Consider the following 21,120-nt stretch of genomic DNA (forward strand, 5'->3'; position numbering starts at 1 on the left):
TTTTAGTTTGATAAAAGCCTTCCTTAGGGGAGGCTTTTGTTGTTAACGCACAAATTCAACCGCTACCGAATCAGGGTACAACAGTTTCAAATTATGATCGTCCAGTTTTTGTATCACGAAACGGGTATAGGGCTGGTTACCTTCAAAAGAGGTAAATATGGAATCGTTTTTAATAAAGTAATCCTCGGCAACCGGTGCATCTTCAGTCGTGATAAATTGCTTGCCGGTAATTTCGAGTTTGGTTTGGCCGTCTTTGGTTTGCCACTTCCCTTTTAAATTACTTTTTCCTGAATCGGAGCAGGCAGCCGAAAGTAATACGCAAGCGCACGCAATGTGTATAATTGTTAAAAGGTAATTTTTCATGATCAAAGGCGAGATTATAAGTAATAGCGTGCCCATTTACATGAGCACGCTTATTATATTATTTAATTTTCACCTTCAAATCAGATTCTTTCACATATACGTGATGTCCTTTTTTGTTCACGTAATAATATGCAGAATTTTTATCGATGTAAATGGTTTGACCACCTGGGCCAACTTTGTCTTCGTATTTTTTATCCACTACAGCAGATTTGCCTTTAGAAGCCACCTCTGCAGTTTTGCGTGCACCTTTTTTTGCACCCTTACCTACTGCTTTAGCGCCATCTTCAGCAGTGTTACCTACCGCTTTGGCACCTTTGCTTATAGCATTTCCTGTTTTTTTAATTACTTGTGCTTGAGTATCGGCAGCTACGAATAATCCGGCTGCTAATAAAGCAACTTTAATTACATTTTTCATGATTCAATTAAGTTAATGTAAGTACACTAGCTCAATTGTTCTGCCAAACGTCTCATTTCTGTTACCGGAGAGTGTTTTTTATATAAAATACGGTACACTGCCTCACAAATAGGCATGCTTACGGTGTACTGCTTATTTATCTGGTGTAGACAATTTACTGCATAATATCCTTCTGCAACCATATTCATCTCCAACTGGGCCGAAGTTACAGTATAGCCTTTACCTATCATGTTACCAAAAGTACGGTTGCGGCTAAACTGCGAGTAGGCGGTTACCAGCAAATCGCCCAGGTAGGCCGATTCTTTTATATCGCGGTCAATGGGGTGTACAGCATCTACAAAATCCTTCATCTCACTTATAGCATTGGAGATGAGCACTGCTTGAAAATTATCGCCGTAACCAATGCCATGGCAAATACCACTGGCTACTGCGTAAATATTTTTGAGTACAGCCCCATACTCAGTACCATAAATATCATCTGAAGTTGTAGTTTTAATGTACCGCGTATTTAGCATGCCGGCAAATACAGCAGCCAAATCAGCATCTTGCGAGGCTATGGTAAGGTATGAGAGTTTTTCTAACGCTACTTCTTCGGCATGACAGGGGCCACTAATAACGAGGAAATTTTTGAAGGGTACCTCAAAATATTTATGTAAAAACTCACCAATAATGAGGTTTTCATCGGGCACGATACCTTTAATGGCCGAAATTATTTTTTTACCCGCAAAGTCGACCGCCGTAATATCGGCAAGGGCATTTTTAAGGAAAGCAGCCGGCACGTTAAGTAGAATAAAATCTGCCTTTTGTATTAATCCCTTTAAATCGGTTGCTATGTTTTGCGCAGGTACTTTAATTTCTACTGAGCTTAGGTAGTTTGGGTTATGCCCGAACTTTTGGATATCCTCTACCGCCTGGGCATTACGCATCCACCAAAATATTTCTTTTGGGGCAGCATTATCCGTCAACATTTTGATGTTAGCCGTAGCCCAGCTTCCTCCTCCTACTACCAGTATTTTTTGCGGTTGCTCTTGCATGAATTTATTGCGCCTGTTCATTGACTTGAACAGGCTGACAAAGGTATAATTTTTTGCCTTGAACACTAAGCCCATTTACAAGCCGCCGGTTTTGCACTAATCTTGTTACAGGCTGCTACCTGTAACCGAATCACGAGCAGTTCATGTGATGGGTTAGTGCTTACATCTCTTTATCGTTTAATTACTTTACTTTGCGTTATGTACCTGGTAAAAACACCCTGGCTGCTTAAAAAGCTTTACCCGCAACTGGTTTGGAACGCCGACCGTGCCCAACGCGTCATCTATCTTACTTTTGACGATGGGCCCATATCCGTAGTAACCCCCTTTGTGCTCAAAACCCTGGAAAAGTTTAATGCCAAGGCCACCTTTTTTTGCATTGGCGATAACGTGCAAAAGCACCCCGACATTTACCAACAGCTACAAGCTAAGGGTCACGCCATAGGCAACCACACCTTTAATCACCTTAAAGGCTGGAAAACTGAGGACGAGGTGTATGTAAATAATTTTATTAAGGCAGACGAGCTGCTGAAAACTTCCTTGTTTCGCCCACCCTATGGCCGCATCAAACGCTCACAAATTAAACAGTTGAGAGCATTAAAGCCCGATCTTAAAATTATAATGTGGGATGTGCTCAGCGGCGATTTTGACATTAATTTAAAACCTGCCGACTGCCTTAAAGGTGTGCTCAAACATACGCGCGACGGTGCTATTGTAGTATTCCATGATAGTCTGAAGGCTTTTGAACGGCTGGAATATGTTTTGCCGCGGGCTTTGGAAGTTTGGAGTAAGGCGGGTTATAAATTTAAGGCTTTATAGTTTTTTACTTAAAATTTCACAAACCCGGCCATTATAAATCCCGTACATCTTACTTTTGTACCCTTTATTAAAATACTATGTCTATATCTACCGAAGCCGAATTAGCCGGAATGCAAAAAATAAGTGAGTGCGTGGCACTGGTTTTAAAAGCTATGCGCGAGCATTGCAAACCCGGTATGAGCACGCTGGAGCTTGACGAGTTTGGTGGGCAAATGCTAACAGAAATGGGTGCAAAATCGGCCCCTAAGCTTACGTATAATTTCCCTGGTTATACCTGCATCAGCGTAAATAACGAGGTGGCGCATGGCATACCTTCGGCCGAAAGGATCTTGCAAAACGGCGACCTTATTAACATTGATGTATCTGCCGAGTTGGGTGGCTACTGGGCCGACAATGGTGGCTCTTTTATAGTAGGAGGTGCGGGTAGCGATGAGTATCAAAAACTGGTAGAAGCGTCTAAAAGCATATTGCAAACGGCCATAAGCCAAATACGGGGCGGCGTAAAAATTGCAGATATAGGCAAGCTTATTGAAACGCAGGCCGCCAAACTGGGTTACACAATAATCAAGAATTTGGCTGGCCACGGCGTAGGACTTAGCCTGCACGAAGAACCGCACGATATTTTAAATTACTACGACCGCTATAACACCGGCCGTTTCCGTAAAAACTCTACGGTGGCTGTCGAAACTTTCATCTCTACCAAATCTACCATTGCCAACACCGGTACTGACGGCTGGACGCTTACCGGCAACCGGGGCGGCTACGTAGCGCAGCATGAGCATACCATTTTAGTAACCGGCGGCGAGCCCGTCATCCTAACTGCGGCTAATGGTATTTGGGATTAGTAAGCCTGACTTACGCTCGTTTATGGCGATTGGTTAATATAGTTAAGCAAGTAAAAAACTTAACTTCCGCTCGTCTATAACGAGTACTTAACATGGGTGGGCAAGTAAAAAAACACTCGCCACTCATTCATTTAACTACTCACAATAACACCCAATTCAGAATAAATCTAAATAGCATTTGGACAAACCAGTGACCCCATTTGGGTGTTAAATTTTGTACATTCGCGGCGTTCGCCCTTTTTTGGGTTTCTGAACCTCGAATTGTTCATTTTTTACCTAACAATCAATCGAATGGCTTTTGATTTAGATATGATTAAAAAGGTGTACGACCGCTTTAGCAGCCGTATTGACGCGGCCCGCCAAGCGACCGGCAAACCTTTAACTTTAACTGAGAAAATTTTATATTCACACCTTACCGAAGGCGATGCTAAGGCAGCCTATCACCGTGGTGTTGATTACGTAGATTTTGCCCCGGATCGCGTAGCCATGCAAGATGCAACTGCGCAAATGGCATTGCTGCAATTTATGCAGGCTGGTCGTCCGCAAGTGGCTGTACCTTCTACCGTACATTGCGATCACTTAATACAGGCCAAAATTGGCGCTGTTGAAGATTTAAATACAGCTAAAGATATTAACAGCGAGGTTTACGACTTCCTAGCGTCAGTGTCTGATAAATATGGTTTGGGTTTCTGGAAACCGGGTGCAGGTATTATTCACCAGGTAGTGTTAGAAAACTATGCTTTCCCGGGTGGCATGATGATCGGTACCGATTCGCACACGCCTAACGCAGGTGGTTTAGGTATGATTGCCATTGGTGTTGGTGGTGCCGATGCCTGCGATGTTATGGCCGGCTTACCTTGGGAGCTTAAATTCCCTAAATTAATTGGTGTTCACTTAACCGGTAAATTGTCGGGATGGGCATCAGCAAAAGATGTTATTTTGAAAGTGGCTGGTATCCTTACTGTAAAAGGTGGTACCGGTGCTATTGTTGAATATTTTGGCGAGGGTGCACGTTCACTTTCGGCTACTGGTAAAGGTACTATTTGTAACATGGGTGCCGAAATTGGCGCAACCACTTCTATCTTCGGTTACGATGAAAAAATGGCTGCTTACCTGCGCGGTACACAACGTGAAGATATTGCTGCACTGGCCGATGGCGTAGCTGCACACTTAACCGGCGATGAAGAAGTTTATGCTTCTCCTGAACAATATTTTGACCAGGTTATTGAAATTAACCTGAGCGAACTGGAGCCGCATGTAAACGGTCCGTTTACACCGGATTTAGCTTGGCCTATCTCTAAATTTGCAACTGCCGTTAGAGAAAATAACTGGCCTACTGCTTTAGAAGTTGGCTTGATAGGTTCATGTACTAACTCTTCTTACGAGGATATTACCCGTGCTGCTTCTATTGCCAAACAAGCAACCGATAAAGGTTTAAAAACTAAAGCCGAATACACCGTAACTCCAGGTTCAGAACTGGTACGTTATACTGTAGAACGCGATGGTTACTTAAATACTTTTGAGGCAATTGGTGGTGTGGTTTTGGCTAATGCCTGCGGACCATGTATTGGCCAATGGTCACGTCATACCGACGATCCTACCCGTAAAAACTCTATCATCACGTCGTTTAACCGTAACTTTGCTAAACGCCAGGATGGTAACCCTAATACACACGCTTTCGTAGCATCTCCGGAAATTGTTACTGCGTTTGCCATTGCAGGCGATTTAACTTTTAACCCGTTAACCGATACACTGACCAATGAGGCCGGCGAGCAAGTTATGCTTGATGAGCCACTGGGTATTGAATTACCTGTAAAAGGCTTTGCCGTGGAGGATGCCGGTTACCAGGCCCCTGCCGAAGATGGTAGCCATGTAGAAGTATTGGTTAGTCCAACATCATCACGTTTGCAACTGTTAGATCCGTTTGCAGCATGGGAAGGTACCGACATTAAATGTTTACGTTTGCTGATCAAAGCTAAAGGTAAATGTACTACTGACCACATTTCAATGGCTGGTCCATGGTTAAAATTCCGTGGTCACCTGGACAACATCAGTAACAACATGCTTATTGGTGCTATTAACTACTTCAACAATACTGCTGATAGCGTTAAAAACGAACTGACTGGTGAATATGGTCCGGTTCCGGCTACACAGCGCGATTATAAAGCTAATGGTATTGGTACCATCGTTGTAGGCGATGAAAACTACGGTGAAGGTTCGTCACGTGAGCACGCGGCTATGGAGCCCCGTCACTTAGGTGTACGTGCTATATTAGTAAAATCGTTTGCCCGTATCCACGAAACCAACTTGAAAAAACAAGGTATGTTAGGTATCACTTTCGATAACGTTGCCGATTACGACAAGGTTCAGGAAGATGATAAAATTGACATTGTTGGCTTAACTGAATTTGCTCCAGGCAAACAGTTAACCGTGGTATTGCACCACGCCGATGGCACCGAAGATTCATTCCCGGTTAACCATACTTACAATGCTCAGCAAATTGAGTGGTTTAAAGCAGGTGGTGCATTAAACATCATCCGCAGACAACAAGGTGCTTAATTAGCATTTTACCATAAAACAAAAACGCCCTTGCAAATTGCAAGGGCGTTTTTGTTTTATGTATCTATTGTAATGCTATTTTAAATAACTGCTCAACGGAACCAGCTTAAAATCGTCGTCGTTAGCCATAATATAGGATAATGCGGAAGCATGACGCTGCCCCATAATAAGCAGCACACGCTTGGCTTGCTGCGCCTTAACTACTGTTAGTATATTTGAATAAATTTTTAGCTCGCGGCTATAAAACAGCGAAACATAATCTGCACCAATGTGCTCCTTATCAACCTTGGAGGTGTCAATGATATTGCCTCCTACTTTGCCAAACGAACCATTGGTCACCTTAACAGGGTTAACATATATCATTTGATAGGTAAGTTTGTAAATCTCGGAAGAGTTAAACTTAAGCAGGTAATTTTTCAACGATAGCTTACCGTCTTTAAATTGCTGATCTACCGAACGTCCAAACTCAGAGTAAGCATTCATATCGGCCACAAACCGGTCTAAATTTTTACCATCCTTAAATAACCGGGTAGACACACTGGTAGAATAATCGGCACCGTAAATGTTTTGCAGCCCTATTTGCCTGGCCAGGTTATATCCAAATTGATATTGCTCGGCCCGTCCATAATCGAGTTGATTAAAAGCAAGTTTACCGGCTTTAAAAAGATGATATAGACTATCAACAGTATGCTGCTCCGATGGCTCCGTCTCAATAAGGATAAGATCGGGTTTGTATTTAGCCAGTTGCTTATTGATGTCGGCTATTTCCTGTTGCCGCGAATTGCTGAACAAATCCATAGATGGGCCTTGCTTATAAAACTGCTGCTGACCAAAATGAGTACTGCCCATGAGCATAATACTTACCTTCTCATCAGGCTTGGTTTGCGCAAAGCTTACCGAAACTGCGAGTGTTAAAACTGTATATAATGTATAGATGATTTTCATATAGTTTAGAGTGCAGCGTTATGCTTTTGTTACAATCAGAGCGTTACTACTCTTTTGTGTTAAGCAGCACCCGCTCAATCCGCCTGTCGGGGATAAACCAAATAATAGCCACCAGGGTATAAAGGGCCAGACTAATTGTTGGATTTACAAAAGCCACGCAAACCGAAATAATATAGATTGATAGAGAAATTGCCCCTTTGCGGTCTTTACCTACCGCTTTGGCCAGTGTAGAATCGGGGCCGGCTTGTATCACCAGTATTTTCGATAACAAAATAAAGGCAAGGGCATTCATTAACAAAACTACGCCATACATAATAACCGGCCATTGCGAAAAGTGGTTCTCTCCCATCCAACTGGTTACAAACGGAATGATAGATAGCCAGAACAGCAAATGCAGGTTAGCCCATAACACGCCACCTCTCACCTGCTTTACGGCATGGAATAAGTGGTGATGGTTATTCCAGTAAATACCCACATATACAAAGCTTAACACGTAACTTAAAGCAACAGGCAGTAAGGGCAGCAGGGCATGCAATGTTTCGCCGTGAGGGGTTTTAAGTTCCAGTACCATAATGGTAATGATGATGGCAATCACACCATCGCTGAAAGCCTCTATTCGTCCTTTATTCATATGCGGGTTTAAGTAGTGAAGCTAAAATACAGCAAAGTAGGTTATTTTGACCAATGATGAACCATTATATTAGGCTTGTACCTTTTTTATTTCTGATATTTATTGCCATGTACAGGTTTGGCGCATACGGGTTATTATGGTTGGTATTGATGGCGCTGGGAGCTTGCAACACCGCAGAAGACACATCGAACAAAACCATTTTCAATGTCAATCTTGATCAGGGCCTCAGCTCCATGGACCCTGCCTTTGCCCGCAACCAAAACGCCTTGTGGATGGACAATCAGATCTATAATGGATTGGTTCAAATTGATGATAGCCTACACATAAAACCTTGCATAGCCAAAACCTGGGAACTATCGGCCGATGGCAAAACTTACACTTTTCACCTCCGTAGCGACGTTTATTTTCATGATGACGCCCAGTTTGCCAAGGGCAAAGGCCGCCGCGCAGTTGCCGCCGATTTTGCATATAGCTTTGCACGTCTAATCGATCCTAAAGTGGCTTCCTCGGGTTCGTGGATATTTAGCGACAAGGTAAACGGCAAGGAGGCTTTCGTAGCATTGAACGACAGCACTTTTCAAATACAGCTAAAGCAACCCTTCCCACCATTGCTAAGTTTGCTAACTGCCCAGTATTGCTCGGTAGTCCCCCGCGAGGTAGTGGAGCATTATGGTAAAGATTTTCGCAGCCACCCGGTGGGTACAGGCCCCTTTAAGTTTAAATACTGGAAAGAGGGCGAAGTAATGGTGCTGCTAAAAAACGAGTACTACTGGGAAAAAGATGCGCAAGGCCATACCTTGCCACATCTGGATGCCTTCCGTGCTACGTTCATCAGTGATAAGCAAACGGCCTTTATGGAGTTTATCAAAAAGAAACTGGACTATTTCAGTGGCATTGATGGCAGCTATCGCGATGATATTTTAACCAAAGGTGGACGCGTTACCAAGAAATATAAAGGCAAATTCAAGGTTAATATTGCTCCCTATTTAAATACCGAATATTTAGGCATATTGATAGATACCGCGCTACCCATCGTTAAGCATTCGCCACTACGTATGCTCAAAGTAAGGCAGGCTATAAACTATGCCATTAACAAACCTAACATGATCAAATACCTGCGCAACAGCACTGGTACGCCCGGTTATGCAGGTTTTATACCGCAAGGTATGCCGGGTTTTGATACCGCAACCGTTCATGGTTATCGTTACAACCCTGCTAAAGCCAAGCAGCTCTTAGCCGAAGCGGGCTTTCCCAATGGTAAAAACCTCCCCGAAATTGTATTGAGCACCACCACCAGCTATCGCGACCTCATTGAATACATACAAGGCGAACTGCAAAAAACGGGCATCCGCACGCGGGTAGAACTGGTACAGGGCGCCAGCCTGCGCGAGCTGATCGCCAAGAATGGTGTCAACTTTTTCCGAGCCTCCTGGTTGGCCGATTACCCTGATGCAGAAAACTTTTTATCTCTGTTTTACAGTAAGAACAAAATACCATTTGGTCCTAACTATACAGGCTATCATACCCCACAATTTGACAAGCTTTTTGAGCAAGCCTACCACGTTACCGATGATGCACAACGCTATAAGTTGTACCAGCAAATGGATAATTTAGTGATGCAGCAATCGCCCGTGGTGATTTTGTATTATGATAAACTGGTTAACCTTTATCAGAACAACATTAGCGGTTACAGCCAAAATGCTCAAAACCTGCTGGTGCTTAAAAATGTGGTAAAGAAGCAATAAGTTTACCTTAATTAACTATGCCCATCCTAAAAAACATACCACATCCCCTCGCCATATTAATGGGCGTAATTGTGCTGGCTGCACTGGCCACTTTGCTGGTGCCCGCAGGTAAATTTGATACGCTTACTTACGCTGCACCCGGTTTTACCTTGAACAAGAACGGTACAGATATTACACTGCCGGGTACTCAAAAAACACTTGATAGCTTACATATTGTTACGCCGTTAACCGCTTTTGAGCAGGGCACTATCCGCAAGCCGGTATCAGTTCCGGGAAGCTATCACCGTTTGCCTAAAAATGCGCAGGGTGTAGTCAGCATTATTGAAGCGCCTATTAAAGGGATATATGACACCATTGATATTGTGCTCTTTATTTTACTGATAGGCGGCTTTATCCATGTATTTAATGAAACGGGCGCGTTGGAAGCTGGCTTGAAAAGTCTTTCGGCTAAAATGCAGGGACATGAGGGCTGGCTAATCATCATTGTTACCTTTCTGCTTACTTTTGGCGGAGCCTCTTACGGTATGGCCGAAGAAGCTTTTGCCTTTTACCCCGTGCTGGTACCGCTGTTTTTAGCAGCAGGCTACGATTTGCTGGTTCCGGTAGCCGTCATATTCGGTGGTACGCAGTTGGGAACGCTTTCTTCCTTCTCTAACCCATTCTCTACCATTATTGCTTCCAACGCCTGCGGTATAAGCTGGACGGATGGCATCAACGGGCGGCTCATCATGTTTGTATTATCAGCAACGGTATACATTGCCTATGTGTTTAGGTATTCGCAAAAGGTAAAGCTCAATCCGTCGGCCTCGTTGGTTTACCGTTTTGATGGTGTGGTACAAAGTCCGTTCCCAGCATTTAGCCGGGATGCAGTTGCAACTAAATTATCTACCCGCAGCAGCCTTTTGTTGAGTATATTTTTTTTGGCATTTGCCGTTATGATTACCGGGGTGGTTAAGTTTCATTGGTGGCTGCTAGAAATGTCGGCTGTGTTTGTAGTGGCTGCAGTACTGGTAGCTGTTATTCAGCGCATGAACCAGAAAGTATTTATCGATACCTTTATTAAAGGCGCCGAAGGGTTACTCAGCGTGGCTTTTATTGTGGGTGCCGCCCGTGGTGTGACCGCCATTTTAGATGGAGGAAATATCAGCGACACCATTGTTCACGAAGCCTCTATCATGGTAAGCGGCTTACCACCTGGCTTGTTCATCATCCTGTTGATGTTGCTGTATTGCGTATTTACGCTGTTTATCTCCAGCAGTTCGGGCATGGCGGTGGTTACTATGCCTATTATGGGCGGGCTTGCACTGGCAGCACACGTACCCGGGCGCGAAATTGTGAACAGCTATTTGTTTGGCATGGGCATTATGGGGTTTGTTACCCCTACCGGGCTCATATTGCCATCGCTGGCACTGGTAGGCATCAGCATTAAATCCTGGTGGAAATTTGCATGGCCACTCATGCTCATGCTACTGGTTTTATGTGGAGGGGCCTTGCTTATTGGGGTAAATCTTTAAGGCTATATTTGTTGAAAAGCGAATTGGAAAGCAATAACCAAATCATGGAACATTTTAAGATAGATGTTGAATACGGAGGCATTTCTAAGGGTGAACTGTTAGAAATCTTAATAAGATCTGATATTCAATTAAATGAGTTTGCAAAACTTATTTTTTCAAGCAACCTTTTTCCAACAATCACAACAAAAAAAACTGTTTTAGTTATAATTCTCACTATAGAACAGTTAGGTTTCCCCGAGGGAGCAACCATCTTGGAAATCACCAAACATATAAATAGAATAGGTTTAACATACTGTCCATTAGAAGTGGGGCCTAATTTAAGATTACAACTAAAGGACCAGCAAGAAATAAGTGGACATTTCCACGTAAAGTATCAAAGTCCGTTAGATGCTATAACCATTTTTTCTAAGCCTATTATTGACGATAATGATTTTCCAAAAGGTTTTTATTTAAGAAAAATTGAAGGTCAATTATGGTTAAGGGGTTATACATGTACAAGCGACCACATGTGGAACCCAAAAGATATGATGGCATTCCAAGTGGTAAAGCTCACTGATGATATGCCGAGGCAAAAGAAGCAGGCATTGTAACCGATCAACTGGTCTTCAATCGCCGATAGATCGAACAAATCGGCGTGAATGATCTCCTTTACTTTGGGATGTATGATACCACTTGGCTTACGATTGAGCAGCAATACCTGCTTAACTTGGGGCGCGTTAAGTCATTCGTGCAGTACGCCTTCGCCTACCATACCAGTGGCACCGGTTAAAATTACACATAATGCAGGTATTGAAGTAGTATTTATTTCAACTGTGCTTAGTTTATTTTCACAGTAGAATAACGTTTTGTTCTATCTCCGGTTTGTACCGTTAAAGTATAACTTCTTTCAAGGATACTTTGCGATAGTAAATCTGTAAGGAACTGGCGTTGTACTCTACTGTATTGTCAAAACCTGCCGCTTTGCGACGAGCATTTACATGGCCGGCATCTTTAACAGGCCAAATAATCCACTCTGTTTTGCCGTTTTTTAAAGTACGGTAAGCACCCTGCGAACCGTAAATTTGCTCCTTGTTTTCGTCCATCAAATATCGATCGAGCATCATAGCGTATAAACGAAAAGGTAACTCCCCCTGCACGGCAGCTCTTTTAATAACAGGCAAATACTTGGAAATTTTAGGAGCGTGTTGTATAATAAACCAAGCCGACTCATTGGCTGGCGAACCCACCAGGCTCTTACCCGGATAACCATATTTAACCAATAGCTTTTCTACAAAAACAACATTGAGCGAATCTAACCGTCCCTGCAACTTCCAATAATATTTCTCAGCTTGAGCAATGCTCATTTTCAAGCTTCTAGCTAACAGGCCTTGTTGTGCTGGCAAAGTTAACTGCATCAAGGTGTCGCGGTACTTTTGATCAAGTATTATGATGCTATCTAATTGATGCTTTAATTTTTTATTGATAGTCTTTTGACCAAAAGCCTGTAGACAAACCATTAATAGAAAGCAGCAAAGTGCTCTTTTCATGCAATTGAGTTTGGTTAATTACGGGTAAAGCTAATCAATAATGAGTATGATGAACCTTATTAACTCTGATTTGCCCGACTTTAGTCAATTTATCCAATCAGTAAATAGTACCACAACACCTGCAAATAACACCATAGCAGCAAGAGTATTGCGGCGTATATTTGTTAGGAAATGAAAAAGGAAATACCGGTTTATGACATCTGTACACTTTCTGAATTTAAGCAGGAAGACATCCTGATCAGTAGGTTTTCACCTTACCTGGCCCAGCACCATAACCTGAGTTTAGCACATAAGCATACTTTTTATCACCTGGTACTTTTTACCGAGGGTGCTGGGACTCATGCTATAGACTTTGAGCAGTTTGAAGTAAAGCCGAACCAGATCTATTTTATGATTCCGGGACAGGTACATAGCTGGAGCTTTGAGGGTAAGGTTGATGGCTATGTGATCAATTTCTCTACATCATTTTTCCAGTCATTCTTATTGAAGCCCGACTATCTGGAACAGTTTTCTTTTTTTAATGGTCATATACACGATGCCGTAATTAATTTACCCGAAGCCGAAAGACCCGGCATCTTACTGCTTTTTGAACAGTTAATTACAGAAAGCGAAAAAGGCGAGCGACTGGGCACCGATATGGTAAAAGCCTTGTTACTACAAGTATTTATTAAAACCGGCCGGTTAGGTCATGAAAAACAAGGCAGCAGTATTAACGCCTATAATTACACGTTGCTAAAAAACTTTCAGAAGTTAATTGAACTGCACTATCAAACCCTGCGCTTGCCTAAAGATTATGCCGAACTGCTTTACATTACGCCCAACCATTTAAACGCACTTTGTAAAGATGTATTAGGGCTGCCGGCGGGCGAAGTGATCCGTAACCGCATTGTATTGGAAGCTAAACGGCTACTTATAAACCTGCATTTGACGATTTCAGAAATAGCCTTAAAACTTGGGTTTGACGACAACTCTTACTTTACCAAGTTCTTTAAAAAGCAAACCGGTTTAACACCCGAAGAATTTAGAAAAGATACTTTAAAAACTACAAACCATAAAAACATTAAGCTTAGATAAAACAGCCATGAATAATCCATCCGAATTTAAATCGGCTTTGAGTGCTAAGTGTCCCAAATGCCGCACCGGCAACATGTTTGCCAATAAGATGTATCAATTTGGCGGACAAAAAATGCATACTGACTGTCCGCATTGCGGCTTCCACTTTGAGATTGAGCCGGGTTACTTTTATGTGGCCATGTTTATTAGTTACGCCATGAACGTAGCCGAAATGGTTACGCTGGCGGTAGCTACTTACATCCTCACCGGCAATATGGAATCGCCTTGGTTATACATCAGCATTTTACTGAGCGTAGCATTTATATTGGCGCCATTTAACTTCCGGTATTCAAGAGTAATATTGCTGTATTGGTTAACACCCAATTTGCATTATGATCCTAAGCGCAGGTAAAAGTAAATGTGTCAGTCTGAGCTCGTCGAAGACTTGTACACTTTACTAAGTCTTCGACAAGCTCAGACTGACAGGTGAGATTAATATATTTTCCATAAGCTTAACATGGTAACCGCAAGAAGACTTGCCTAAACACTTGCGATTGCCACGCTAACGCTCGTAATGATATAAAACAAACAGCCCTTAAAACCTGATCACATCTGCATCTGGCGGCTCATGGCCTAATAGCCTGAACATGCTTAGAATTTGCCCCTTATGATGAAACTCATGCGTAATAACATGAGTAAACAACTCCAACGGCGTAGATTGTGCTGTGCGACCGCTAATAGTAGTGCCGTTCACTATGGTATCTAATCGTTCTTCGTAGGTATTTAAAAAGCCGTCGACCAATTGGTCTACATTATCATACAAAGCTTTAATGCTCTCTACATTCCAAAACTCGTCCGCTTCAAAGTAGGTTACGTTGAGCTGCATGGCAAAATTAGCCAGCCAGTGAATGTAAACATTAGCATTGTGTACCAGCAGGTAAGCAACCGACTTACCAGTAAACTCAGCAACAGGTGCCTGTAATTGCGGAGACAAATGCAGCGCTGCAAAGTTTAAAACCACCTCGCGCGAACTGCGAATCATCCGGTATTGGTGCTTTAAAATAGTGAGTCCTTGCATGCGGTTGATAACTTCTTACAAAGCTACTTAGCGGCAAGGTCTTGTGCAAATACCAGGCTTAATTGTTCATATAATTCGGGGTGCTTGGTTTTTAACTGATCGGGCTTTTCAAAAAAGTATTCGGAAGCTACGGCTAAAAACTCAGCTTCGTTGGTAGCGGCATAAGGGTTAATATCAGATTTCCCTTTTTCAATACGCTCAATTTCCTGGTGCATCATTTTAAGCCATGGTGTGGCATACTCATGTGGTAACAGGTGTTCGGGCACGCCGTCGGTGGCACCATCTGCCTTATCTAATAAATGCACAAACTCATGAATGCCTGTATTATTTTTACCGGAGGATGCAGAGAAACCGCTTAACAATGCGGCACGCGACAACAGCATTTGTCCGTTCATAAAGCCCGAGCCTACCATCCCCAGCATATTGCGGCTTCCATCTTCGCCCTCAAACTGAAAATCGTTGTTGAAAGTATCGGGGTATAAAATTACGTTAGTGAGATTAGTATACCTCCATTCGTTATAACCAAATATAGGAATTACCGCACTTGAGGCTACCAGCACACGGTCAAGTTCGTCTACCTCGAGCCCCACCCCTTCTATGCGTATGGTTTCGATAAAGTCGGCAATCATGCATTCGAACTTTGCTTTACCAGCATCATCCAGCTTTTGATAAAAAGCTACGTGTTGGTTGAGTAAGTTTTTGTAATTGCTTTCGAGCGGCTGACTGGCGGGTTGTGTAGCTTGCTTCTTTCCAAATAAACGTAATGCGAGAAAGGCAAGCAATAGGATTATGATTACGGCTATGATGATGAATGATGTCATAAGTACAACAGATGCCTACTTAACAGGCATTGTAATACTACAAGCAAAACTTTAAAATGTTACCTTCTTAGCCGATTTAATAACTGAAATGCTTCTACTACTATGCAATACATTAAGAATTTCAATTCTCTTCAAAGTGATTCTGTATATCACTAAGTAACTTCCAAAAATCAGGTTCCTATAAATTTGGGTTTTTGTAGGAAGGTAGCGGCATTCTGGATATAATGGTACCGCTTTGATAGTTGGGCTATCCTGGTAAATAATTCCTATATGAAAATATTTGCAACACTAATGGCAAAGGGTTCAATGCCATACTCATAAATTTGTTCTAAGCTTTGCAGTGCTAAATTACTAACAACTACTTCGCGTTCTTCAACTTCCATTTATCAATGACTTCTTTAACCTTTTCTATGGAATGGAAAGGCCCTTTATCTGCCTCTTGCACCATCAACTCAAATTCCTGTTGAGTCATAGGCGCACCAGGAACTGCGTAATTTTTGGTTTGCTTTAACTTTCCCATATTCAAATATACTGATTTGCGTTGACGGCTTTTAAAAATTACAGTTCAAAAAAAAGACACAATTTTTTGTGCCTTTCCATTTCTATTTCCCCAACCGTTCCTTTAAAAACTGGCCGGTGTAACTTTTCTTTTGCTTGGCTAAATCTTCGGGTAAGCCTTCAAATACCAGGGTACCACCCTGGTCGCCACCACCGGGACCTATATCTATTACCCAATCGGCACACTTGATCACATCCATATTATGCTCTATCACGATGATGGTGTTCCCTTGTTCAATTAAGGCATCAAATGATTTAAGAAGCTTCTTGATATCAGCAAAATGCAGACCCGTAGTAGGCTCATCAAAAATGAACAGCGTTTTACTGGCGTTGTTACCTTTAATGAGGAACGAAGCCAGCTTGATACGCTGCGCTTCACCGCCCGACAAGGTGTTAGACGATTGGCCTAACTGTACATATCCCAAACCAACATCCTGCAAGGGTCTTATTTTATTGATGATCTTTTGTTCCTTCTCAAAAAATTCCAGCGCCTCGTCGATAGTTAACTGTAATACTTCAGATACGTTTTTATCAAGATAAGTAACGTCTAAAACATTTTGCTTAAAGCGCTTTCCATTACAAGCTTCGCATGGCAAGAAAATATCCGCCATGAACTGCATCTCTATCTTCACCTCACCTTCGCCCTGGCAAACATCGCAGCGGCCACCTTCTACGTTAAAAGAGAAAGCCGATGGCTTTAAACCGGCAGCTTTGGCGGCAGGCTGGGCGGCATAAAGGTTGCGAATCTCGTCCCAAGCCTTTACATAAGTAACCGGGTTGGAGCGTGATGAGCGACCTATGGGGTTTTGGTCAACCAGTTCTACCGATTCTATCTTGCTGTAATCGCCCTCAATGCCATCGTAAGATCCGGTTTGCTCGCCCGAATAATTACCCAGTACCTTTTGCAGGGCCGGGTGTAAAATCCGTTTCACCAAACTGGTTTTACCCGAGCCAGAAACACCCGTAACCACGGTAAGCACCCCTAAAGGAAATTTGGCATTTACATCTTTCAGGTTGTTTTCTCGGGCACCATTGATCTGGATAAAATCGTTCCATTTACGGCGATGCGCAGGTATAGCAATTTCTTCACGACCGCTTAGGTATTTGCCGGTTAAGCTGTTATCATCAACCAGTATTTGCTCGTAATTACCTGAAAAAATCAAAGTACCACCATGCGTACCTGCTTCGGGGCCAATATCAATGAGGTGATCGGCGGCCTGCATAATCTCTTCCTCATGCTCTACCACAATAACCGTATTACCTACATCGCGCAGCGATTTAAGCACGCTGATCAACCGCTGGGTATCGCGTGGGTGCAAGCCAATGCTCGGCTCATCCAATACATAGATAGAACCAACCAAACTACTACCCAAGGAGGTAGCCAGGTTAATACGCTGCGATTCACCGCCCGATAGGGTATTCGATAAACGGTTGAGCGTTAAATAGCCTAATCCTACATCGTTCAGGAAAGTTAAGCGGCTGCCTACTTCCATCAATAAACGCTTCCCTATTTTACCGTCATGCTCATCCAACTGTAAGTTATCAAAAAAGGCCTGCGCCTTATTTAAAGGCATTAGTACAATATCGGTAATAGATTGCTCGGCTATCTTTACATAGGTAGCATCGGGGCGTAAGCGACTACCGCGACACTCAGGACAGGTGGTTTTGCCACGATAGCGCGACAAAATAACCCGATATTGTATTTTGTAGGTTTGTTCCTCTATTTCTTTAAAAAAGGCATCCAGTCCCCTAAAATATTTATTGCCCGTCCATATCAGTTTTTTCTCCTTATCGCTTAACTGGCTGTACGAACGGTGAATAGGAAAATTAAATTTATCGGCCTGGCGAATAAGCTGCTGGTTCCACTCACCCATTTTTTCGCCGCGCCATGGCGCAATAGCATTATCGTAAATGGATTTGCTTTTATCGGGGATCACGAGATCTTCATCTATGCCAATGATTTTGCCATAACCCTCACAACGGCGGCAAGCACCGTAGGGATTATTAAAGCTAAAGAAGTTGGGCGTAGGTTCTTCAAAGCGTATACCGTCCAGTTCAAAACGGTCGCAAAAGAATTGCTCCTTTTCCTCTCCGCTCTCCGCATCTGCGTATCTTACGTAGCAGTCGCCTTTACCCTCAAAAAATGCAGTTTGGGCCGAATCGGCAATGCGGCTCAGGGTTTCTTCTTCGCTATTGTTGGTAACGCGGTCTACCACAATGCGCAGCGGATCATCGGCAGCCAGGGTTTCGTTGCCGATGGCGGTATCTTCCAGCACGTTTTCAATACGTTGAACTTCGCCTTTGTATTCAACACGCACAAAGCCTTTTTGCATCAATACGGCCAGTTCTTCTTTTAAGCTACGGTTGTTATGCGGATGCAGCGGACACAAAATCGTGAGCTGTGTATCTTTGGGCATGCTTTGCGCAAAGTTAACCACATCGGTCACGGTATCTTTTTTTACCTGCTTACCCGATACCGGCGAAATGGTCTTGCCAATGCGCGAGAACAGCAGTTTCAAATAATCGTAAATTTCGGTGCTGGTACCCACCGTACTGCGCGGGTTACTGGTAATCACCTTTTGCTCAATAGCAATTGCAGGCGCTATGCCCTTAATGTAGTCCACATCGGGCTTGTTCATACGGCCTAAAAACTGGCGCGCGTAAGATGATAAGCTTTCTACGTAGCGGCGCTGCCCTTCGGCATACAGCGTATCAAATGCCAGGGAGGATTTGCCCGAGCCCGACATACCTGTAATAACAACCAACTGGTTTTTAGGTATGGCAATGTCGAGGTTCTTTAAATTATGAACCCTTGCTCCTTTAATGATGATATGCCTTTGCGCGTCTTTTTCAGTTTCTAACATGAGTATCAGTCCATAGTCCATGGTTTAATTTAGCCGATACTTAGCCTGCCATGTTGAGTAGCATGTTCCCTATCGTTGCTTTACCTAAGAACTTATTTTTAGAGTTGCAAAAATCCTAAAATGTTTAGCATTATCCAAATAACTTGTGTTTAATAAAGTGCTATTTGGTTTGCACTCTAACATTCAGCAAATCAACTCCTAAAAGGTTTAAGAAAGTTCTCAAATTACATCTTTTTATATGCGTAAGCGTTAAACCTTATAGTGCAAGTGTGAGTCTAACATTCACGTGCATACGTTACAATAATGCATCATGCTACGTATATATAACCAATTATCATAAAAATTATTGTAAGTAAAGTTGGTTTGGGAAGGGGTCTTGAGTACGTTTTACCAATTTGTCATTTTAGTGTGTTATAACATTCAACTGCATAAATTATTTGCATATTAACACAATATTTATTTTATTTGATATAGTAATTAAGAGGAACCCCTATAGAATAGAACTTTACTTAAAACTTAGTTTTTTTAAACATTAATTGATTTAAAGTAGAAGTTCTATGGATTTTAATTTGAAGAGTGATCAAGATCTGATCCATCTGTATATAGCCGGCGAGGAAGGGGGCCTGGTTGAGTTGATCCGGCGCTACCAATCTAAAATATATACTTCCATTTATTTGCTGGTTAAGGATGAATACCTGGCCGAGGATATTTTTCAGGATACCTTTATCAAGGTTATCAACACACTTAAAGCAGGTAAATACAACGAAGAAGGTAAATTTTTGCCTTGGGTGAGCCGTATTGCGCATAACTTGGTTATTGACCATTTTCGCCGCGAAAAGCGCACGCCATTGGTTAACGGGGGCGACGACTTTGATATTTTTGAAGTTTTGGGCAATTACGACGAAAGCACCGAAGACCGCATGGTGCGCGAGCAAACCCATAAAGATTTAAAAGCCTTAATTCACTTATTGCCTGCCGAGCAAAAAGAGGTATTGATTATGCGCCACTTTGGCGACATGAGCTTTAAGGAGATTGCCGACGTTACCGAGGTAAGCATTAACACTGCCCTGGGCCGTATGCGCTATGCGTTAAATAACCTGCGTAAAATGATGCAGACTAAAGAATTGAGTTTAAAGAACTAACGTAGAAAAAATATGAAATTTTTATTTCATTAGTTAAAATATTCATAAACATTTGGGCGTTATAAGTGTCAAACACACACACTATAAAGCTTATGGATGAAACTTCTACAAATTTTTTAAACACTTTTTCTAACAGTAACGCTATGGTTGAGGGATTAGAGGTAACAGAATATGCGGATGCTGATGAGCTGATATTTCATCACTCAATACGCACAGAGTTGGATGCTTTACAAGTGAAGCCGCAGCAGCAAACCATCGAAAAGCTGCTCAACTACTCAAAGAGTTTGCGTTAAAAAGAAATTCAAAGCCCTGTCACCACAGGGCTTTTTTTATATTTGCATCCCAATGCTAAAGAAAGAACGCTACCAGTTATTTGTTGATTACTTTTCAAAAAATCAACCCAACCCGGTAACCGAACTGCATTATTCCAGTCCTTACGAATTACTGGTAGCCGTTATCTTATCGGCCCAATGTACCGATAAACGTATAAACCAGGTTACGCCTCCCCTGTTCGAGCGCTTTCCTACGGTTTATGACCTGGCAGCATCAAACCCCGACGAAATTTTCACTTATATACGCAGCGTTAGCTATCCTAACAATAAAGCCAAGCACCTGGCCGGTATGGCAAAAATGCTGGTGAACGATTTTGGCGGCGAGGTACCCTCTGATTTAGATGACCTGCAAAAGCTGCCCGGTGTTGGTCGTAAAACAGCTAATGTAATTGCCTCGGTAGTATTTGATGCACCGGCTATAGCAGTAGATACCCATGTGTTTAGGGTAAGTAACCGCATAGGCTTAACTACTAATGCCCGTACCCCGCTGGCGGTAGAAAAGCAACTGGTAGAATTTTTGCCCAAGGCCACTTTAGGTATGGCGCATCACTGGCTTATTTTACATGGCCGCTATATTTGCCTGGCCCGCCGGCCTAAGTGCGAAGTGTGCCCGCTTACTCATTTTTGTAAGTATTACCAAAGTGGTAAAGCTGCGTTGGTGTTTAGCAAAACCGTTAAAGTGGCCAAGGGCAAAGTGGTGAAAGCAGCCGGAGCAAAAAAAGTAAAGATTTCGCCCCAAGTTCAAACAGAAGACACTGCAATAAAACCCGCTATTAATTAATCTTGATATAGGCACTGTTATGCAAAAAGGCAGCAGTATATTCCTGTTACCCATTTCTCCGTTTATCCGATTTTGCTACGAAGGGCTGAGAAATAGTA

22 protein-coding genes are annotated in these 21,120 nt (G+C 42.6%); 12 read left to right on the top strand and 10 right to left on the bottom strand.

Annotated features, from left to right (window positions below; translation table 11 throughout):
* Window positions 1-42: 42 nt before the first annotated feature.
* From IEV61_RS15740 to IEV61_RS15750, 3 genes are read right to left on the bottom strand one after another with little or no spacing between them, the layout of a single operon-like run.
* Window positions 43-363, bottom strand: a complete 321-nt coding sequence (locus tag IEV61_RS15740; protein WP_188417998.1) for a hypothetical protein — start codon at window positions 361-363, stop codon at window positions 43-45.
* Window positions 364-421: 58 nt separating this feature from the next.
* A complete protein-coding gene (locus IEV61_RS15745) occupies window positions 422-778 on the bottom strand; it encodes a hypothetical protein (protein ID WP_229747170.1) in 357 nt (118 codons plus the stop codon).
* A 26-nt stretch (window positions 779-804) separates the two neighbouring features.
* Entirely contained in the window at window positions 805-1,812 is a 1,008-nt protein-coding gene (locus IEV61_RS15750) for an NAD(P)H-dependent glycerol-3-phosphate dehydrogenase (protein ID WP_188417999.1), read from the bottom strand.
* 198 nt (window positions 1,813-2,010) lie between these two features.
* Between IEV61_RS15750 and IEV61_RS15755 the strand changes: the two genes are divergently transcribed.
* The 3 genes from IEV61_RS15755 to IEV61_RS15765 all read left to right on the top strand — a co-directional run bounded on the left by IEV61_RS15755 (window position 2,011) and on the right by IEV61_RS15765 (window position 6,032).
* Window positions 2,011-2,628, top strand: a complete 618-nt coding sequence (locus tag IEV61_RS15755; protein ID WP_188418000.1) for a polysaccharide deacetylase family protein — start codon at window positions 2,011-2,013, stop codon at window positions 2,626-2,628.
* A 77-nt stretch (window positions 2,629-2,705) separates the two neighbouring features.
* Window positions 2,706-3,473: a type I methionyl aminopeptidase gene (map, locus tag IEV61_RS15760; RefSeq protein WP_188418001.1), complete on the top strand. Its 768-nt coding sequence runs from the start codon at window positions 2,706-2,708 to the stop codon at window positions 3,471-3,473.
* A gap of 291 nt (window positions 3,474-3,764) precedes the next feature.
* Window positions 3,765-6,032: an aconitate hydratase gene (locus tag IEV61_RS15765; protein ID WP_188418002.1), complete on the top strand. Its 2,268-nt coding sequence runs from the start codon at window positions 3,765-3,767 to the stop codon at window positions 6,030-6,032.
* A gap of 75 nt (window positions 6,033-6,107) precedes the next feature.
* Here the strand turns inward: IEV61_RS15765 and IEV61_RS15770 are convergent, their stop codons facing one another.
* Together IEV61_RS15770 and IEV61_RS15775 are read right to left on the bottom strand one after the other, a co-directional pair.
* Window positions 6,108-6,977, bottom strand: coding sequence for a DUF5694 domain-containing protein (locus tag IEV61_RS15770; RefSeq protein ID WP_188418003.1), 870 nt, complete (start codon window positions 6,975-6,977; stop codon window positions 6,108-6,110).
* Window positions 6,978-7,023: 46 nt separating this feature from the next.
* A complete protein-coding gene (locus IEV61_RS15775) occupies window positions 7,024-7,608 on the bottom strand; it encodes a TMEM175 family protein (RefSeq protein WP_188418004.1) in 585 nt (194 codons plus the stop codon).
* Between the two features lie 107 nt (window positions 7,609-7,715).
* Here IEV61_RS15775 and IEV61_RS15780 point away from each other — a divergent pair, with 107 nt between their 5' ends.
* From IEV61_RS15780 to IEV61_RS20710, 4 genes are read left to right on the top strand one after another with little or no spacing between them, the layout of a single operon-like run.
* A complete protein-coding gene (locus IEV61_RS15780; protein WP_188418100.1) occupies window positions 7,716-9,353 on the top strand; it encodes an ABC transporter substrate-binding protein in 1,638 nt (545 codons plus the stop codon).
* A gap of 17 nt (window positions 9,354-9,370) precedes the next feature.
* Window positions 9,371-10,867 (top strand): YfcC family protein, encoded by a 1,497-nt coding sequence (locus IEV61_RS15785; protein ID WP_188418005.1) that lies wholly within the window; start codon window positions 9,371-9,373, stop codon window positions 10,865-10,867.
* A 44-nt stretch (window positions 10,868-10,911) separates the two neighbouring features.
* Window positions 10,912-11,457 (top strand): helicase, encoded by a 546-nt coding sequence (locus IEV61_RS15790; RefSeq protein WP_188418006.1) that lies wholly within the window; start codon window positions 10,912-10,914, stop codon window positions 11,455-11,457.
* A gap of 44 nt (window positions 11,458-11,501) precedes the next feature.
* Entirely contained in the window at window positions 11,502-11,636 is a 135-nt protein-coding gene (locus tag IEV61_RS20710; RefSeq protein ID WP_262890609.1) for a hypothetical protein, read from the top strand.
* A 100-nt stretch (window positions 11,637-11,736) separates the two neighbouring features.
* Here IEV61_RS20710 and IEV61_RS15795 read toward each other — a convergent pair whose 3' ends face one another.
* A complete protein-coding gene (locus tag IEV61_RS15795; protein ID WP_188418007.1) occupies window positions 11,737-12,393 on the bottom strand; it encodes a DUF6624 domain-containing protein in 657 nt (218 codons plus the stop codon).
* 171 nt (window positions 12,394-12,564) lie between these two features.
* Between IEV61_RS15795 and IEV61_RS15800 the strand changes: the two genes are divergently transcribed.
* Entirely contained in the window at window positions 12,565-13,467 is a 903-nt protein-coding gene (locus tag IEV61_RS15800; protein ID WP_188418008.1) for an AraC family transcriptional regulator, read from the top strand.
* 7 nt (window positions 13,468-13,474) lie between these two features.
* Window positions 13,475-13,858 (top strand): DUF983 domain-containing protein, encoded by a 384-nt coding sequence (locus IEV61_RS15805; protein WP_188418009.1) that lies wholly within the window; start codon window positions 13,475-13,477, stop codon window positions 13,856-13,858.
* A gap of 183 nt (window positions 13,859-14,041) precedes the next feature.
* Here IEV61_RS15805 and IEV61_RS15810 read toward each other — a convergent pair whose 3' ends face one another.
* The 4 genes from IEV61_RS15810 to uvrA form a co-directional block, all read right to left on the bottom strand.
* On the bottom strand, window positions 14,042-14,524 hold the full coding sequence (locus IEV61_RS15810; protein ID WP_188418010.1) for a DinB family protein: 483 nt from the start codon (window positions 14,522-14,524) through the stop codon (window positions 14,042-14,044).
* A 23-nt stretch (window positions 14,525-14,547) separates the two neighbouring features.
* Complete coding sequence (locus IEV61_RS15815; RefSeq protein ID WP_188418011.1) at window positions 14,548-15,345, bottom strand: M90 family metallopeptidase; 798 nt, start codon at window positions 15,343-15,345, stop codon at window positions 14,548-14,550.
* A gap of 358 nt (window positions 15,346-15,703) precedes the next feature.
* Window positions 15,704-15,865, bottom strand: a complete 162-nt coding sequence (locus IEV61_RS15820; RefSeq protein WP_188418012.1) for a hypothetical protein — start codon at window positions 15,863-15,865, stop codon at window positions 15,704-15,706.
* A gap of 82 nt (window positions 15,866-15,947) precedes the next feature.
* Entirely contained in the window at window positions 15,948-18,788 is a 2,841-nt protein-coding gene (gene uvrA / locus IEV61_RS15825) for an excinuclease ABC subunit UvrA (protein WP_373867852.1), read from the bottom strand.
* A 536-nt stretch (window positions 18,789-19,324) separates the two neighbouring features.
* On the opposite strand from uvrA, the gene IEV61_RS15830 reads away from it, so the two are divergent.
* The 3 genes from IEV61_RS15830 to nth all read left to right on the top strand — a co-directional run bounded on the left by IEV61_RS15830 (window position 19,325) and on the right by nth (window position 21,022).
* Entirely contained in the window at window positions 19,325-19,909 is a 585-nt protein-coding gene (locus tag IEV61_RS15830; protein ID WP_188418013.1) for an RNA polymerase sigma factor, read from the top strand.
* Between the two features lie 92 nt (window positions 19,910-20,001).
* The gene (locus IEV61_RS15835; protein WP_188418014.1) at window positions 20,002-20,202 is read left to right on the top strand and encodes a hypothetical protein; all 201 of its coding nucleotides are present in this window, start codon (window positions 20,002-20,004) and stop codon (window positions 20,200-20,202) included.
* Between the two features lie 52 nt (window positions 20,203-20,254).
* Window positions 20,255-21,022, top strand: a complete 768-nt coding sequence (gene nth / locus IEV61_RS15840; protein ID WP_188418015.1) for an endonuclease III — start codon at window positions 20,255-20,257, stop codon at window positions 21,020-21,022.
* Window positions 21,023-21,120 lie beyond the last annotated feature (98 nt).

It is taken from the genome of Mucilaginibacter galii (assembly GCF_014635825.1).
In the GTDB taxonomy this organism is placed as follows: domain Bacteria; phylum Bacteroidota; class Bacteroidia; order Sphingobacteriales; family Sphingobacteriaceae; genus Mucilaginibacter; species Mucilaginibacter galii.

What these genes read in the sequence shown, in the direction of transcription:
- IEV61_RS15740 (WP_188417998.1), bottom strand. Translation starts at nt 363, where the DNA reads ATGAAAAATTACCTTTTAACAATTATACACATTGCGTGCGCTTGCGTA.
- IEV61_RS15745 (WP_229747170.1), bottom strand. Translation starts at nt 778, where the DNA reads ATGAAAAATGTAATTAAAGTTGCTTTATTAGCAGCCGGATTATTCGTA.
- IEV61_RS15750 (WP_188417999.1), bottom strand. Translation starts at nt 1,812, where the DNA reads ATGCAAGAGCAACCGCAAAAAATACTGGTAGTAGGAGGAGGAAGCTGG.
- IEV61_RS15755 (WP_188418000.1), top strand. Translation starts at nt 2,011, where the DNA reads ATGTACCTGGTAAAAACACCCTGGCTGCTTAAAAAGCTTTACCCGCAA.
- map (WP_188418001.1), top strand. Translation starts at nt 2,706, where the DNA reads ATGTCTATATCTACCGAAGCCGAATTAGCCGGAATGCAAAAAATAAGT.
- IEV61_RS15765 (WP_188418002.1), top strand. Translation starts at nt 3,765, where the DNA reads ATGGCTTTTGATTTAGATATGATTAAAAAGGTGTACGACCGCTTTAGC.
- IEV61_RS15770 (WP_188418003.1), bottom strand. Translation starts at nt 6,977, where the DNA reads ATGAAAATCATCTATACATTATATACAGTTTTAACACTCGCAGTTTCG.
- IEV61_RS15775 (WP_188418004.1), bottom strand. Translation starts at nt 7,608, where the DNA reads ATGAATAAAGGACGAATAGAGGCTTTCAGCGATGGTGTGATTGCCATC.
- IEV61_RS15780 (WP_188418100.1), top strand. Translation starts at nt 7,716, where the DNA reads ATGTACAGGTTTGGCGCATACGGGTTATTATGGTTGGTATTGATGGCG.
- IEV61_RS15785 (WP_188418005.1), top strand. Translation starts at nt 9,371, where the DNA reads ATGCCCATCCTAAAAAACATACCACATCCCCTCGCCATATTAATGGGC.
- IEV61_RS15790 (WP_188418006.1), top strand. Translation starts at nt 10,912, where the DNA reads ATGGAACATTTTAAGATAGATGTTGAATACGGAGGCATTTCTAAGGGT.
- IEV61_RS15795 (WP_188418007.1), bottom strand. Translation starts at nt 12,393, where the DNA reads ATGAAAAGAGCACTTTGCTGCTTTCTATTAATGGTTTGTCTACAGGCT.
- IEV61_RS15800 (WP_188418008.1), top strand. Translation starts at nt 12,565, where the DNA reads ATGAAAAAGGAAATACCGGTTTATGACATCTGTACACTTTCTGAATTT.
- IEV61_RS15805 (WP_188418009.1), top strand. Translation starts at nt 13,475, where the DNA reads ATGAATAATCCATCCGAATTTAAATCGGCTTTGAGTGCTAAGTGTCCC.
- IEV61_RS15810 (WP_188418010.1), bottom strand. Translation starts at nt 14,524, where the DNA reads ATGCAAGGACTCACTATTTTAAAGCACCAATACCGGATGATTCGCAGT.
- IEV61_RS15815 (WP_188418011.1), bottom strand. Translation starts at nt 15,345, where the DNA reads ATGACATCATTCATCATCATAGCCGTAATCATAATCCTATTGCTTGCC.
- IEV61_RS15820 (WP_188418012.1), bottom strand. Translation starts at nt 15,865, where the DNA reads ATGGGAAAGTTAAAGCAAACCAAAAATTACGCAGTTCCTGGTGCGCCT.
- uvrA (WP_373867852.1), bottom strand. Translation starts at nt 18,788, where the DNA reads ATGGACTATGGACTGATACTCATGTTAGAAACTGAAAAAGACGCGCAA.
- IEV61_RS15830 (WP_188418013.1), top strand. Translation starts at nt 19,325, where the DNA reads ATGGATTTTAATTTGAAGAGTGATCAAGATCTGATCCATCTGTATATA.
- IEV61_RS15835 (WP_188418014.1), top strand. Translation starts at nt 20,002, where the DNA reads ATGGATGAAACTTCTACAAATTTTTTAAACACTTTTTCTAACAGTAAC.
- nth (WP_188418015.1), top strand. Translation starts at nt 20,255, where the DNA reads ATGCTAAAGAAAGAACGCTACCAGTTATTTGTTGATTACTTTTCAAAA.